Genomic DNA, 14700 nt, shown 5'->3' with positions numbered 1-14700 from the left:
ACCACGGATACCAGGAGTCGCCGCCCCGCGTCACCCCGTTGGCCCCTTCCGGTCACTCCTTCCCCCGCACGCACTCCGGTCCGACGGGGCACCGTTCCCTGTCCGAGAGAGCACAGTGCATGGACCGTCCCCCGCCCGACAGCAGAGAGGCCCCTCCCATGGCGACCCCGAGCAGACACGACCGGCTCTCCCGATCCGAACGCGACCGCCCCTCGGCGGGCAAGCGCACCGGCCCCGCCCTGACCCCGGAGGACCTCGTACCGCACCTGCTCGGGCTGGCCCGGACGCTCCGGGAGGGCGACGGACGGACCCCGCCGGGCCCCATGCCCCACGAACACACGTCCTGACGCCCCGACCCGGGTGACCATCCGGGTCGGGGCGCGGGCGGGGACGAGAAGGGGCTCCCACCCCGTCCACCGGGTGGGAGCCGCGAAGGGCGGCCGGGGGGCCGCCGGGGTGGGGCACCGGTCCCCGCCCGCCGTCCTCGGGCGGGAACCGGCGGTCTGTGGGTCAGTCGAACAGCGTTCCCCCGAACTCCTCCGCCTCCGCCGCCGCGCGCGCACGGCTGTCGAGCGGCCGGGGGCGGCCGTGCCGGATCCGGTGCGCGACGCGTCGGCCCGAACGCGGGGCGGGGACCTGCCCGGCGGAACCGCTCCGGGTGACCGTGTCCACCCGCACCGCCCCGAAGCCCTGCGCGGTGTACTTGCCGATCCCGGCCAGCTCCAGGAGCTCCAGCAGGACGGCGAAGGTGGCGCCCCCGAGCTGGCCGTCGACGGTGTCCAGGCGCAGGCCGCCCCGCCAGCCCAGCACGGTGCGGTTCTCGGTGTGCTGGTGCTCGGTCAGCCCCACCTCCTCGCCCGGCAGCGTCGAGCGCCTGACCCGGTCCAGCCCGGTCAGGGCCTCCTCCAGCCAGGGGGTGGCGAGTTCGGGCGGCGCGAAACGGGCCACCGCGCCCACCGCGCCGCTGCCGCCGACGATCCCGCCGCCCGAGCGGTGCACGGCCCCGAAGAGCCGCCGGGGGTTGGGGCGCACGTGCGGGACGCGTTCCCCCGTGGTGTCGCGGGTGGTCGTCACCACCGGGGTGACGGTGCGCACCTCGGCCGCGCGCACGGCGGCGGGCCGGTGCGCGTCGGTGAGCATCTCGGTGTAGGGGGTGTCGAAGGTCCGTGTGACCGAGAGGGGTTCGAGGAGGTGGTCACCGACACCCTGGACCCGACCGATCAGCTCCCCCGGGTCCACGGGCGCCAGGACGTCGTCGTCCAGCCAGGTCAGCGTCCAGTGGTACAGCCGGTCGCCCAGGGGGGTCGGCCAGCCGTTCATCGCCCAGCGCTTGGCCGCCGCGTGCTCGGACTCCGGCTGCGGCCACCAGCGGTTCAGCAGTCCGTGGCAGTCCTCGGGCCGGATCGGCCGCGCCGCGTCGGCCCTCTCCCCCAGGATCACGGTCCACCGTCTGGGCACCGGACACCACCCCTCGCCTGTTCGTGACGGCGCGGTCCGCCGTCCTCTTCCTCCCACGACTACTCTCGGACAGTCCCCGCGCCCCGGGGATCTGGGGGCCTCAGGCGTCCTCGGCCATCTCCACCAGACGCAGGACGGTACGCCAGTTGCGGGCGGTGATCTCCCCCGGGCAGTTCCGGGCGACCACGGCGGGCAGCCGGGCCTCGCGCACTCCGAGTTCGTGGTGGGTGAACACCTCGGTGGGGGTGACGGCGAGGCGCTCGCGCGGGTGGGTGGCGGGGTCGATCGCGGCGAGCGCTGCGGTGTCCACCGGTTCCGAGCAGAACAGCACCATGAACTTGGCGGGGTCCTCCACCGGCAGGGGGTTGGCCGCCACCGCCGCGCGGAGCTGTTCGAGCGTGCGCGCCATCACCGGTACGTCCAGACCGAGCCGGTCACGCAGCGCCGCGCGCACCGCCGCCTCCACCACCTCGGGGTCGGACTCCTCGGAGGTCAGGACGGCGTTGCCGCTCTGGATGTAGGTGGCCACGCCCGTGTACCCGAGCCCGGTGAGCAGGGCGCGCAGGTCGGCCATGGCCACTTTGCGGTGTCCGCCGACGTTGATGCCGCGCAGCAGCACGATGTGTCTGGTCATACCGGCCATGGTGCCCCAGCCCGACGACGGTTCCACGGTTGTCCGGCCCCACACGCGGGGACCACAATGGGCTGGCCACTGTTGACCCACGACGAAGCGGAGGGCCCATGCCCCGTCTGAGCCACAGCCTCACCCTGACTCCCCTGGGTCGTGAGGACCTCGCGCGGACGGTGTCCTCGGCGTACGGGGTCCTGCGCGGCGCGCACTTCGGGGAGGACGGCCTGCTGGTCCTGCCGTCGGAGAAGGAGCTGCGGCGCCTGGAGCAGCGGGCCGAGGAGCTGGGCATCGCGCTCGCCCCGGAGGAGAGGGCCGCGTACGAGCGCGGGGTGGAGGACCCGCTGGAGGGGACCGGGGACGCCGGGGAGGCGGCCGGTTCCACCGAACGGGAGCTGGCCGCCCAGGATCTGGCGGACGAGGCCGCGGTGGAAGCCGCCGAACTCTCCCTGCGCCTGCTCTCCGGGGAGCACCTCGCCCCCGGCAGCACCTACCTGGCCACCGAGGTCGATCCCGCGGGACGACCCGTCTTCGCGGCGGACGGCGAGGGCTGGGTGGGCACCGACCTGACCGTGGCCTCCTGGGACGAGACCGGCGTGTGCGCGGTCGACTTCGCCATGCGTGAGGAGGCCGGGAGCGGCGGGGGCTCCACCGGGAAGGGCGGTGAGGCCCCGTCCACCACCGGCTCGGTGGTGCACGACCGGGCCCGGCAGACCCTGGCCGTCGACGCGGACCTGCGCTTCCCCGTGGAGAGTGCCCTGGCGCGCTGGGGTTCGCACCTGCTGCGCGCCCGCGTACGCGTCCGGGTGGACCTGCCCGGCTGGTTCGCGGCCGCCACCGGCGCGGAGCCCCCTGCCCCGGTGACCCTGGAGGTGGAGCACCCGCTGGTCCGGGCGCGCGGTGAGGCCTCCCCCGCGCCCGGACCCGACGGGACGTGGACGGTCTCGGGTCGGCTGGACGTGCGCGGTGTCGGGTTGTCGCGCCCGATCGTGGCGGTGGCCGGGTGGGCTCTGGGCCGGTCCCTGCGCCGGTCCGACCAGTGGTCCGTGGAGTCGGGCGGCGCGTGGTTCCAGGAGGGCTGGGACGACGTCGCGCGGGCCCTGCCCGGTCTCCCGGACCTCCTGGACGACGTGGCCGGGACCTTCGCCGACGCCCGCCCCGGAGACCACGGCTGAACCCGCCGCCCCGGACCCGTCGGTCAGTCGCGGTCGGCGCCCCACCCGGTGAGCGAGCGCACCCGCAGCTCGGTGTAGCGGGCGCTGTTGCGCTCCCGTGAGAGCAGGCTGCCGAGGATCGCGCAGGCGAAACCGATCGGTACGGCCACCAGGGCCGGGTTCTCCATGGGGAAGACCTGGATGTCGACCCAGGCGGGCAGGACCGACAGGTTCCCGCCGGTCACGGGGTCGGTCCTCCCGGACACCACCGGGGAGAACAGCATCAGCAGCAGGGTCGCGGACAGCCCGCCGTAGATCCCCCACTCCACGCCCCGGGTGTTGAAGCGGCGCCAGAACATGGTGAGGACGATCACGGGCAGGTTGGCGGCGGCCGCGATGGCGAAGGCCAGCCCCACCAGGAAGGCGACGTTCTGGCCCTGTGCCCGCACCGCCAGGGCGATGGAGACCGCGCCGATCACGCACGCGGAGAACCGGGCCACCGCCACCTCCTGGGACTCGCGCGGGCGCCCCCACATCAGGATGTGGCCGAACAGGTCGTGCGCGATCGAGGAGGACGAGGCCAGGGTGAGGCTGGCGATCACGGCGAGGATGGTGGCCAGCGCCACGGCGGAGATCAGCGCCAGCAGCACGGCGGCACCCGCCGGTCCGGCGGTCCGGAGCCCGACCTCCTCGGCGAGCAGCGGGACGGCGGAGTTGCCCGAGGGGTCCAGGGCCGTGATGCGTTCGGACCCCACGAGGGCGGCGGCGCCGAACCCCAGGGCGAGGGTCATCAGGTAGAAGGCTCCCACCATGGCGATGGTGCGGTTGACCGAGGAGCGCGCGGCCCGGCCGTCGGTCACCGTGTAGAAGCGGATGAGGATGTGCGGCAGGGCCACGGTGCCCAGGACCAGCGCCAGCCCCAGGCTGATCAGGTCCATCTTGTTGAAGAGGGTCTGGGCCGCGTCTCCGGGGACCTCGACGCCGAACCGCAGCCCGGGTTCGAGGAAGGCCTGTCCGTGGCCGCTGGCCTCGGCCGCCCCGCTGAGCAGGGCGCGCGGGTCGAAGGAGAACAGGGCCAGGACCAGGACGGTGAGCAGTCCGGTGGCGGTGAGCAACACCACGGCCTTGATGATCTGGAGCCAGGTGGCCGCCTTCATCCCGCCGTACATGACGTAGACGATCATCAGCACGCCCACGAGCACGATGGCCCCGGTGCGGGCCTGGCCCGCGTCCAGTCCCAGGAAGGTGCCGCCGTCGTGCAGGCCGAGCAGGACCGAGACCAGGGCCCCCGCCCCCACCATCTGCGCCACCAGGTAGAACACGCACACGGTGACCGTGGACACCGTGCAGGCCAGCCGCACCCGCATCCGGCGCATACGGAAGGCGGGGAGGTCGGCCATGGTGAAGCGGCCGGTGTTACGTGTGAGCTGGGCCATGGGCAGCACCAGCAGCCAGGCCACAAGGAAGCCGATGGAGTACAGGAAACCGTCGTAGCCCTGGAGGGCGATCATCCCGGCGATGCCCAGGAAGGACGCGGCGGAGAGGTAGTCACCGGTCAGGGCGAGGCCGTTCTGGGTGCTGGAGAAGCCGCGCCCCCCGGCGTAGAAGTCGACGGCGCCCCTGGTGGTGCGCCGGGCGCGGATCGTGATGACCAGCGTGACCAGGACGAACACCGCGCACAGGCCGATGGTCCAGGCGTGCGCGGCCTCGACGCGGACGTCGAGCGCGGTGGTGAACGGGAACAGGGCCGTGGCGTCCATCAACCGACCACCCGTCCGTCGAGGGTGTCCTCGGCCCGGGCGTGGTCGCGGATCTCCTCCGCGAGGGGGTCGATGGAGCGGGCGGAGAAACGGCCGAACGCCCAGGCGAGCGCGAAGGTGAGCGCGAACTGGCCGAGCCCCGCTGCCAGGGCGACGTTGACGGAGTCGGTGATCCGCACGCTCATGAAATCGCGCGCGTAGGCGGAAAGGAGGAGATAGGAAAGGTAACTCAGCAGGAAGGTGCCGACCACCGCTCCGGCCAGAAGTGCGAATCTCCTTCGGAGTTTCACGAATCTCGGGTCGACGGACATGCGCTCACAGGCGTGCGCCATATCCGCCTCAGCCCACCCGCGCGCCGATCCGCCGCCGCTGAGGCGCGACGATTCCCCAGCGCCGCCACCACGCCCTCCGGACGTGCCTTCCATGTACTCGACCACGGCCATCCCCCCGAACACGGAAAATCCTCCCCGCGCACGCGGGGGCCTTGTGTGTGACGCCGAATCCGCTCCCCCACGGACTTCGGCCCTTCCCTCGGCGCGCGCCGCACTGGGCGCGTCGGCCGGATTCCCGGGGCGGCCCGTCTCCGTCACCGGACGTCCCCGCACCCCTGAGTGGAACTCACACTAACCACAGCCCCCGCGTCGTGTTCACCAAATACACAAATCGGCCGGGACGAATACGGGGACCGGAACACGAAAGGCGGGAAGGGCATTGTGTAACGGCGTCGGGAACGCGCCCGCTCCGCCACGGAGACCGGGATCACGGACCATCACCCGAATGGACCGCCTGGTCATCCGGGCCACACGCGCCGCCGGACGGCGCGATGACCCCTCCGACTTCGCTAGGCTTCGGGGCGACCCCGACCCATCACGGAAACCGGTCTCATCACCCGTTTCCGCGTTCGTACACGTGTATGATTACAGGGTCCGCACAGTTCACGCGATACCGAAGGGAAATCCCCGCCGTGGTCACCGAGGTCTTCACGCGCAAGTACTGCGATCCCCACGCCGTCCGCGAGGAGAAGGTCGAGGCGACTGAGGTCATCCAGTTCGCCTGGGAGGGCGCCGTCCGTGAGGTCGACGCCTGCGAGGAGTGCTTCAAGGAGCACGAGACCCGCTACGAGCCCCTCGTCGACTACTCGCGTCCGGTGAAGAAGCGCCGCGTCACCAAGAAGGCCGCCGCTTCCACCACCGAGAAGCCCGAGGGCTCCGACAGCGACGCGGACGGCGACGACGACGACAACTAGGTCGTCGGGCGCACCGGGGGGTCACCCCCGGGCCACTCCCTAGGTTCACCGGGCGGTCCCACGGGAACGCCCGGACCGGCCTCATCGCGTCAACCGCGAAACGGGGGCCGGCGGGCACGGTGTGCCCGCCGGCCCCCGTTCGCGTGTGCGCCCTACGGCACGCGCAGGAGCTTGCGGTTCACGAACTCCGCCATGCCGTACTCCCCCAGCTCGCGGCCGATCCCGGAGGCCTTCACCCCGCCGAACGGCAGGTCGGCCTGGGTTCGTGAGGGGGCGTTCACCGACACCATGCCCACGTCGAGCCGGTCGGCGACGGCCAGCGCCGCCTCCTCGTCCGTGCCGAAGACCACGCTGCCCAGGCCGTACGGGGTGTCGTTGGCCAGCTCGACGGCCTCGTCGACGGAGCCGACCCGGTGCACCACGGCGACCGGGCCGAAGATCTCCTCCCGGTAGGCGCGCGTTCCGGGAGCCACCCCGGTGAGCACCGTGGGCCGCACGAACGCCCCTTCGCGGTCCGGCCGGTCGCCGCCGGTCAGCACGGTGGCGCCGTGGGCCACGGCGTCCTCCACCTGTCCGATCACCTGACGGGCGGCGGTCTCCGAGGAGAGCGGCCCGAGGTCGGTCCCCTCCTCGGTGGGGTCCCCGACCCGCAGGGCGGCGACCCGTTCCACGAAGGCCGCCACGAAGGCGTCGTGGACCTCGTCCAGCACGATGATCCGTTTGGCGGCCGTGCAGGCCTGTCCGGCGTTGCCCATGCGACCGGCCACGGCGGCGTCCACCGCCCGGTCGAGATCGGCGTCGGCCAGCACGATGAAGGGGTCGGACCCGCCCAGTTCCAGAACGGTCCGCTTCATCGCACGCCCGGCGAGCGCGCCGACGGCACGGCCCGCCCGCTCCGAGCCGGTGAGCGAGACCCCCTGCACCGCCGGGTGCTCGATGATCCGCGCCACCTGTTCCTCGGTGGCGTACAGGTTGGTGTACACGCCCTCGGGCAGTCCGGCGTCGGCGTACAGTCCGACGATCGCCGCCGCCGACTCGGGGCAGCTCGGCGCGTGCTTGAGCAGCACGGTGTTGCCGAGCGCGATGTTGGGCGCCGCGAACCTCGCCACCTGGTAGTAGGGGTAGTTCCAGGGCATGATGCCGAGCAGGACGCCGATCGGCTCGGTCCGCACGGTCGCGGAGCCCTCCGCCACGGCCAGGGCGCGGTCCGCGGTGAACGCGGCGGCGTTGCGCGCGTAGTAGTCGTGGATGTCGGCGCACAGGTCGACCTCGCCCAGCGCCTCGGCGGTGGTCTTGCCCATCTCCCGGGTGATGATCGCCGCGAGGTGGTCGCGCCGCTCGCGGTGGAGCCGCGCCGCGGCCGCCAGGAAGCGGGCGCGTTCGGCCACCGGGCGGCGGCGCCAGTCCCGGAAGGACTCGGCGGCCCCGGCGACGGCGGCGTCGACCTCGGCCTCCGTGGCGGTGGGGAAGCGTCGGACCACGAGGCCGGTGGTCGGGTCGGTGACGGCGTAGTCGGTCACGAGCGGTCCTCTCCGGGGACGTAGGCGGTGGCGGGGCCGAGCTCGCCCGCTCCCAGGCGGCGGGTCACGTCGGTGAACAGTTCCAGCCCGGCGAGCAGGTCGGCGTCCTCGGTGAACTCCCCGACGTTGTGCGAGACTCCGCTGACGGAGGGCACGAAGAGCATCACGGTGGGAACGTGCTCCTTCATGTTGATGGAGTCGTGCCCGGCCACGGTCATGATGGGCTCGCTGCTCAGCCCGAGGCGTTCGGCGCTGGTACGGGCGAGCTCCACCCCGGAGGGCTGGTAGGGGTTGACGCCCCAGGAGTGGGACAGGTGCCGCTCCACGGTCACCCCGGTCTCCGCCTCGATCCCGGCCACGCGCTCCAGCAGCTGCGCGTTGGCCCGCGCCAGCACGTCCTCGTCGGGCGAGCGCAGGTCCAGCAGGAGCGTGACCCGGGAGGCCACCACGACCGGTGAGTTCGGGTAGACGTCCAGCTTCCCGACGGCGGTGTGCAGGGTGCCGGGGAACGCGTCCGCGAGTTCCCGCGCGGCGACGACCAGCCGGGAGGCGCCCAGCAGCGCGTCACGGCGGTCCGCCATGACGGTCGCCCCCGAGTGCGACTGCTCCCCGTGGACGGTGATCTCGTACTTGCTGGCCGCCCAGGAGGCGCTGACCAGACCGATCGTGGAACCGGAGTCCTCCAGGACCCGGCCCTGCTCGATGTGGATCTCGGCGCAGAAGACGGCCGGGGGGCCGTCGCCGTCACCCAGGAACCCCGTGGGCTCCAGCGCCTCCGCCACGGTGGTCCCGGCGCGGTCGCGGGTGGCCAGCGCGGTCTCCAGGCCGAGCCTGCCCGTGTAGACGGCGCTGCCCATCATGGAGGGCTCGAACCGGGAGCCCTCCTCGTTGAACCAGTTGACCACCGCCAGGTTGTGCACCGGCGGGGCGGCCGGGTCGGTCTCCTCGGCCGCGACGCGGAACACGGCGTGCGCCGCCGCGAGCACCCCGTAGGCCCCGTCGAAGCGTCCGGCGGTGGGCTGGGAGTCCATGTGGGAGCCGACGACGACGTAGGGGGCGCCGGGAACGCGTTCCAGCAGCCCGAACTGGTTGCCGATCCGGTCGTAGACCACGCGCAGGCCGTTCTCCTCCATGAGGGAGGCGAACCACCGGCGCTGGGCGTTGTCGGGTTCGGTGGCGGCCTGGCGGTCCACTCCTCCCTCGGGGGTGGCCCCGAAGGTGCTCATGGTCGCGAAGTCGTCGAGGAAGCGCTGGTCGGCCTCGTCCCGGGCCGGGGTCGGCTCGGTGGTCGGTCGGCTGGTGGGCATGGGTCGTCCCCTGTTCGTACGGTGGTGTCGGCTGCGGGCGGTCAGGACGCGGAGGGAGACCGGACCGCCGGGTCCTGCCGCAGGTGCAGGACGGCGGGGCCGCCGCTCTCACGCGCGCGGAGCAGGGCCTTGCGGAAGTCGGCGGTGGTGGACACCGTCTCTCCGTACCCGCCGAAGGAACGGGCCAACGCGGCGAAGTCGGGGTTGGTGAGGTGGGTGCCGGAGGGGCGCCCCGGGTAGTGCTGTTCCTGGTGTTCGCGGATGGTGGCGTAGACGCCGTTGTCCACGACGATCACAATGAAGGACGCGCCGTAGCCGACCGCCGTGGCGATCTCCTGACCGTTCATGAGGAAGCAGCCGTCCCCGGCCACGGAGACCACCTGGCGCCCGGGGTGGACGAGGGAGGCGGCCACGGCGGCCGGGACGCCCATGCCCATGGCACCGTTGCGCGGGGCGAGCAGGGAGCCGCTGGAGCGGTGCTCCAGGTACCGGGCGGGCCAGAGCGCGTGGTTTCCCGCGCCGTAGGTGACGACGGCGTCCTCGTCGAGCTCCTCGCGCAGCACCGCCATGACGGCGGTGAGGTCGACGAAGCCGTCCTCCGTGTCGGTGGTCCCCTCCGGTTCGGGGGTGGAGAAGGCCTCGTGTGCGGCGCGGGCCCGGTCCAGCCGGTCGGGGTCGTGCCGGACGGCCTCGCCGCCGTGCCCGGTGAGGGCGGCGACGAACCCGGCGGGGGCGGCGGCCACGTGCTGGTCGACGCGTCCGCTGTGGCCGAGCGGGTCGCCGGGGAGCACGAGGACGGTCTCGGCGTCGCCGCCCAGGGTGTAGCCGTCACTGAGCACGTCGGTGCGGGCCGTGCCCACGAACAGGGCCAGGTCGGCGCCGTCGAACAGGGCGGCCGCCGCGTCGGAGCGCCCGTAGCCGAGCGAGCCCGCGTAGGGGCTCGGCTCCCCCGGCACCCGGTGGGGCACCGCGTCGTAGGCGCGGAAGTCCGCGAGGACCGGGATCCGGCGCTCCCGGGCCCAGGCCGTGAGTGCGGCGCCGGTCCCGTCGGTCCAGGACTCGCCGCCCACCACGATGACGGGCCGCTCCGCGCGGTCGACCCGCGCGACGACCTCGGCCACGGCCTCGGCGGAGGGTCGGCCGGTCGTGGCGGTGCGCGGCTCCACCACGGTCCCACCGGGTACCCGGACCCGGATGACGTCCTCGGGCAGCCCGACCACGACGGGTCCGGGGCGGCCGGAGCGCGCCGTGTGGACGGCTTCGGACACCACCCGCCCGGCGGAGGCCGGGTCGTCCAGCGTGACCACCTTCTTGGCGGTACTGCCGAACCACCCGGTCAGGTCGAACTCCTGGAACGCCTCCCGGCCCCGGTCCGCGACGGGGATCAGCCCGACGAACAGCACCAGCGGGGTGGCGTCCTGGTACGCGGTGTGCACCGCGACGAAGGCGTTGGCCGCCCCAGGCCCGCGGGTGACCATGGCCACGCCCGGCAGTCCGGTGAGCCTCCCCTCCGCCAGCGCCATGAACCCGGCGCCGCCCTCGTGGCGGGTGACCACGGTGGTGATGGCGGAGTCGTGCAGCCCGTCGAGGACGTCGAGGTAGGACTCTCCGGGTACCCCGTAGACGCGTTCGACTCCCTCGTGTTCGAGCTGGGCGACGATGAGGTGGCCGGCCGAGCGGGCGGCGTCCGTCGGCGCGGGGGCTGTGGTGGACATCGTGGGTGGGGCCTTCCTGGTGGTGTCGGGGCGGCGGGGGTGGTGGTGCCGGTGTCGGCGGGTCAGAGGGCGAGGAGGCCTTCGAGCGGTTCCCCGGCGCGGATGCGGGCGAGGAGTTCCGGTTCGGCCCGGTCCGAACGGCGGGCGTCCTCGGCCAGGGCGGGGTCGAAGGTGTGCGGGTCCAGGACGAGGAGGCCGTTCTCGTCCCCGAGGACGACGTCCCCGGTGCGCACCCGGGCGCCGCCCACGGTGACGGGCGCGCCGACCCCGTCGAGGGCGGTGCCCAGGCGCTTGGTGGTGCGGCAGGTGGTGCCCCGGGCGTAGACGGCCAGCCCGCTCTCCACCAGGGCGGTGTGGTCGGTGACGGGTCCGTCCACGACCACGCCCGCGCCCGCGCGGGCGGCCACGGCGGCGGCGGTGACCGCCCCGACGGGGGCGTGCGCCCCGCCGACCACCTCGACCACCAGGATGCCGCCCGGGGCGAGGCCGACCAGGGCCCGGTTGACAGCGAGGGCGTCAGGTGTGGTCAGGCGGACGGTGTGCGCCACCCCGGCCATCCTGGGCACCGGGGTCAGACGGCGGATCCCGGGGTCGCAGAACCCCTCCTCCAGCACGTGGCCGAGGGTGGGGATCTCGACGTCGGTGAGGGTGGCCAGGAGCGCGGCCGTCCGTGTGTCGGAGCCGGGTTCAGTCACGGGGCTCCCCCTCCCCGCGGTCCGCCAGGACCGCCACGCAGTCGATCTCCAGGGCCACTCCCCACAGGGAGACGCACACCGTGGTGCGGGCTGGCAGGGTGTCGCCGAACACCTCGCGGTAGACCCGGTTGTAGGTGTCGAGGTGGTCGGGGTCGGTGAGGTAGCCGTTGACCTTGACCACGTGGTCGAGCGAGCTGCCCGCCGCCTCCAGGACGGCGCGGAGGTTGCCGAGGGTGCGGGTGAGCTGCTCCGCGAAGGTGTCCGGGGCGGCGCCGCTGGCGTCCACCGGCAGCTGTCCGGACGTGTACACGAAGCCGTTGGCGACCACCGCGTGGGAGAACGCGCCCACGGGCGCGGCCATGCCGTCGACCGCCTCGATACGGACGGGGTCCATCGTCACACCGCCTTCCGGGCGTCGGGGTCCACCTCGGCCTCGTCGAACCGGCTGCCTCCCGCGAGGGAGCGCAGCAGGAGCAGCGCGCCGAGCGAGAGCAGCGACGCGGCGACGATGTACCAGGCGATCGAGGAGCTCTGCCCGGACACGGACAGCAGCCACACCGTGGCGGCGGGGGTGGCGGCGGAGCCCAGGAGGCCGGAGAGCATGTAGGCCACGGACAGCCCGGAGTAGCGGATCTTGGAGCCGAACTGCTCAGCGAGGAAGGTGGCAATGGGGCCGTAGTTCGCGGAGAAGGCCAGCATCATCATCGAGTAGGCGGCGAAGAGCAGCGGCACCGACCCGGAGTCGAGCATCCAGAAGAACGGGAAGGCCAGCAGTGCCTCTGCGGCCACCCCGGCGAGGATGACGGGCCTGCGGCCCAGGCGGTCGGAGAGGCGGCCGAAGAAGGGGATGGCCACGAACGCCAGGGAACAGGCGACGAGCACGGCCCACAGCATGAGGTTTTCGGAGTGCCCCAGCTCGGTGGTCCCGTAGTTGACCCCGGAGGTGACCAGGAGCGTGAACGTCGACCCGGTGGACAGGGTGGCGACGCCGCCGAGCAGGACCTGCTTCCAGTAGTGCCGCATCAGGTGGGCGAACGGGAGCTTGGCCTTGGCGCCCTGGTCCTTGACCTGCTGGAAGCTGGGGGTCTCCTCGATGTGCAGGCGGATGTAGATGCCCACGCCCACGAGCAGCGCGGACATCAGGAACGGAACGCGCCAGCCCCAGTTCAGGAAGGCCTCGTGGTCGACGGAGGCCAGGACTCCGAGGAAGGCGAGGTTGGCGAGGAGCGTGCCGACGGGCACACCGACCTGTACCAGTGAGCCGTACCAGCCGCGCCGCTGGACCGGGGCGTGCTCCACGGTCATGAGGACCGCGCCGCCCCACTCGCCGCCCAGGGCCAGGCCCTGGATGAGCCGCAGGGTGAGCAGCAGGAGCGGGGCCGCGACGCCGATCGCCCGGTAGTCGGGGACCAGGCCGATGGCGACGGTGGCCACGCCCATGGTGATGAGGGAGATGAGCAGCATCGACTTGCGGCCCAGGCGGTCGCCGAAGTGCCCGAACAGGACCGCGCCCGCGGTACGTGCCACGTAGGCCGAAGCGAAGGTCAGGAAGGCCAGGATGGTGCCGACGGCGCCGTCGAGGTCGGGGAAGAAGACCTGGTTGAAGACGAGGGCGGAGGCGGTGCCGACGAGGAAGAGGTCGTACCACTCGACGGTGGTGCCGATGACGCTGGCGGTGGCGATCTTCCGCATCTTCGCCGGTTCGAGTCGGGCCGGGCCCGAGGAGGGGTCGACACCGGTGGGGGTGCTGGGGCTTGCGGTCATGAGGGTCTCCGTTTGAGCTGTGGAAACAGCGCGTTTGTCTCGCCTTCATGGTGCTGGTGTGATGGATGGGGATCAATCGGCATTCACCCACGCTCTGCGCCGCTAGCCTGTGCGAATGCACAGTGCCATGTCACCGGGGGAACCCGACCGGGACCCCAAACACCCCTGGAACCCCCTGGTGGAGGCGGATTCCGACACCGAGGCCGCCCCACGCCCGAGCCCGGAGACTGGTGTTTCCGCCATGTCGCCGGGGCGTAACGTTTCCGGGCGCGAGGCCGTGCCCGACGGAGCCGACGCCCGGGCCTGGGCCCGCACGCTCGAACTGCTGGCCGCCGACCGTGAGGCCCTGGTGGACGACTTCCTGCGGCGGCTGGACGACCTCGGCGGGTACCGGGAGCGGACGGTCCCCGACACCGACCTGCGCGCGACCGCGAGCGACACCCTCGACATGCTCATCCGCCAGATCGCGGGCCAGCCGCTCCCCGCCCACCTGGTCGGGCTGCCCGTACGTCTCGGCAGGCGCCGCGCACGTCAGGGGGTCGCGCGCGAACGGCTGCTGGAGGCGGTCCGGCTCGACTTCCGCGTGCTCTGGGCCGGGCTGGCGCGCGCCGGAGGGGCGGGCTCGGCGGACGTCCTCGTGCAGCACGCCGAGGAGATCCTCACCATCGTGGAGCGCTACATCGGTGACGTGCAGGTGGCCTTCCTGGAGGAACAGGCCGTGCTGTTGCGGGACTCCCGCGCGCTGACCGCGCAGGCCCTCTCCCGTCTGCTGAACGCCGGGGACCGGGCCGCAGAGGTGGCCTCGGAGGTGGCGGGCACACTCGGCCTGCCCGAGCGCGGCCGCTTCGAGGTGGCCTTCGTCTCCGTCCTGCCCAGGGACGAGGCCTGGCGGCGCCTGGTCCGGGACCGCGAGCACGACCCGTGCCTGACCTGGGAGTTCGACGAGGGCACCGCGCTGGTCCGGGAGGGCGGCGGAACCGGGTGGCCGCCCCTGCCCCCGGAGGTGAGCGGTGGGCGGATGTCCGGGGCGGACGGCCTGGCGTCGGTCCCGGCGGCCGTGGAGGCCGCCCGGGTCCTGGCCCGCTACTCCCGTCCGGGCGAGCTGGTCCAGGAGGAACGCGCGTGGTCGGCCCTGGCGCGCGACCGGATCCGTGAGGCGCTGCCCGGTTTCGGCCGGGAGCACCTGCGCGGCGTGGAACGGCTCGGCCCCGAGCACCGCGCGCGACTCATGGAGACGCTGACCCACTACGCGGCGACGGGATCGGTCAAGGAGACGGCGGCCTCCCTGTACTGCCACCGCAACACGGTGGTCAACCGGCTCCAGGCCTTCCGGGAGGCGACCGGCCTGGATCTGACCGTTCCCCGGGAGGCCGCGCTGGCCCTGGTCCTGTTCTCCGCTCCCGACGGCGTCGCGGAACCCTGACGGGGGTCGCGTCCGGCGGGCGTTCGTGCC

14 protein-coding genes are annotated in these 14700 nt (G+C 73.1%); 4 read left to right on the top strand and 10 right to left on the bottom strand.

Going from position 1 to position 14700, the window contains the following annotated elements; all coding sequences use genetic code 11:
* The first annotated feature begins 158 nt into the window (after window positions 1–158).
* Window positions 159–347 carry a hypothetical protein gene (locus AC0VYM_RS10325; protein WP_475461534.1) on the top strand — a complete coding sequence of 63 codons (189 nt, stop codon included), beginning with the start codon at window positions 159–161 and terminating at the stop codon, window positions 345–347.
* 163 nt (window positions 348–510) lie between these two features.
* Here the strand turns inward: AC0VYM_RS10325 and AC0VYM_RS10320 are convergent, their stop codons facing one another.
* Entirely contained in the window at window positions 511–1458 is a 948-nt protein-coding gene (locus AC0VYM_RS10320; protein WP_475461533.1) for a CRISPR system precrRNA processing endoribonuclease RAMP protein Cas6, read from the bottom strand.
* A 100-nt stretch (window positions 1459–1558) separates the two neighbouring features.
* The gene (locus tag AC0VYM_RS10315) at window positions 1559–2101 is read right to left on the bottom strand and encodes a DUF1697 domain-containing protein (protein WP_475462994.1); all 543 of its coding nucleotides are present in this window, start codon (window positions 2099–2101) and stop codon (window positions 1559–1561) included.
* Between the two features lie 98 nt (window positions 2102–2199).
* Here AC0VYM_RS10315 and AC0VYM_RS10310 point away from each other — a divergent pair, with 98 nt between their 5' ends.
* On the top strand, window positions 2200–3261 hold the full coding sequence (locus tag AC0VYM_RS10310; RefSeq protein ID WP_475461531.1) for a hypothetical protein: 1062 nt from the start codon (window positions 2200–2202) through the stop codon (window positions 3259–3261).
* A 23-nt stretch (window positions 3262–3284) separates the two neighbouring features.
* Here AC0VYM_RS10310 and AC0VYM_RS10305 read toward each other — a convergent pair whose 3' ends face one another.
* On the bottom strand, window positions 3285–5000 hold the full coding sequence (locus tag AC0VYM_RS10305) for a solute symporter family protein (RefSeq protein WP_475461529.1): 1716 nt from the start codon (window positions 4998–5000) through the stop codon (window positions 3285–3287).
* Window positions 5000–5437, bottom strand: a complete 438-nt coding sequence (locus AC0VYM_RS10300) for a DUF485 domain-containing protein (protein ID WP_475462992.1) — start codon at window positions 5435–5437, stop codon at window positions 5000–5002. The genes AC0VYM_RS10305 and AC0VYM_RS10300 overlap by 1 nt, the downstream gene beginning before the upstream one ends.
* A gap of 527 nt (window positions 5438–5964) precedes the next feature.
* Between AC0VYM_RS10300 and AC0VYM_RS10295 the strand changes: the two genes are divergently transcribed.
* Window positions 5965–6246 (top strand): hypothetical protein, encoded by a 282-nt coding sequence (locus AC0VYM_RS10295; RefSeq protein WP_475461527.1) that lies wholly within the window; start codon window positions 5965–5967, stop codon window positions 6244–6246.
* Between the two features lie 152 nt (window positions 6247–6398).
* Here the strand turns inward: AC0VYM_RS10295 and AC0VYM_RS10290 are convergent, their stop codons facing one another.
* The 6 genes from AC0VYM_RS10290 to AC0VYM_RS10265 all read right to left on the bottom strand — a co-directional run bounded on the left by AC0VYM_RS10290 (window position 6399) and on the right by AC0VYM_RS10265 (window position 13247).
* Window positions 6399–7766, bottom strand: a complete 1368-nt coding sequence (locus AC0VYM_RS10290; RefSeq protein WP_475461524.1) for an NAD-dependent succinate-semialdehyde dehydrogenase — start codon at window positions 7764–7766, stop codon at window positions 6399–6401.
* Window positions 7763–9073: a M20 family metallo-hydrolase gene (locus AC0VYM_RS10285; RefSeq protein ID WP_475461522.1), complete on the bottom strand. Its 1311-nt coding sequence runs from the start codon at window positions 9071–9073 to the stop codon at window positions 7763–7765. The genes AC0VYM_RS10290 and AC0VYM_RS10285 overlap by 4 nt, the downstream gene beginning before the upstream one ends.
* A 41-nt stretch (window positions 9074–9114) precedes the next feature.
* The gene (locus AC0VYM_RS10280; RefSeq protein WP_475461519.1) at window positions 9115–10788 is read right to left on the bottom strand and encodes a thiamine pyrophosphate-dependent enzyme; all 1674 of its coding nucleotides are present in this window, start codon (window positions 10786–10788) and stop codon (window positions 9115–9117) included.
* Between the two features lie 62 nt (window positions 10789–10850).
* Window positions 10851–11483, bottom strand: coding sequence for an RraA family protein (locus AC0VYM_RS10275; protein WP_475461516.1), 633 nt, complete (start codon window positions 11481–11483; stop codon window positions 10851–10853).
* Window positions 11476–11877 (bottom strand): RidA family protein, encoded by a 402-nt coding sequence (locus tag AC0VYM_RS10270; RefSeq protein ID WP_475462990.1) that lies wholly within the window; start codon window positions 11875–11877, stop codon window positions 11476–11478. The genes AC0VYM_RS10275 and AC0VYM_RS10270 overlap by 8 nt, the downstream gene beginning before the upstream one ends.
* 2 nt (window positions 11878–11879) lie before the next feature.
* Window positions 11880–13247 (bottom strand): MFS transporter, encoded by a 1368-nt coding sequence (locus AC0VYM_RS10265; protein ID WP_475461515.1) that lies wholly within the window; start codon window positions 13245–13247, stop codon window positions 11880–11882.
* 115 nt (window positions 13248–13362) lie between these two features.
* On the opposite strand from AC0VYM_RS10265, the gene AC0VYM_RS10260 reads away from it, so the two are divergent.
* Window positions 13363–14670: an RsbRD N-terminal domain-containing protein gene (locus tag AC0VYM_RS10260; RefSeq protein WP_475461513.1), complete on the top strand. Its 1308-nt coding sequence runs from the start codon at window positions 13363–13365 to the stop codon at window positions 14668–14670.
* Window positions 14671–14700: the final 30 nt, after the last annotated feature.

The organism is Nocardiopsis sp. iso_237, assembly GCF_056173345.1.
This window is presented reverse-complemented; position numbering and strand designations above follow the sequence as displayed.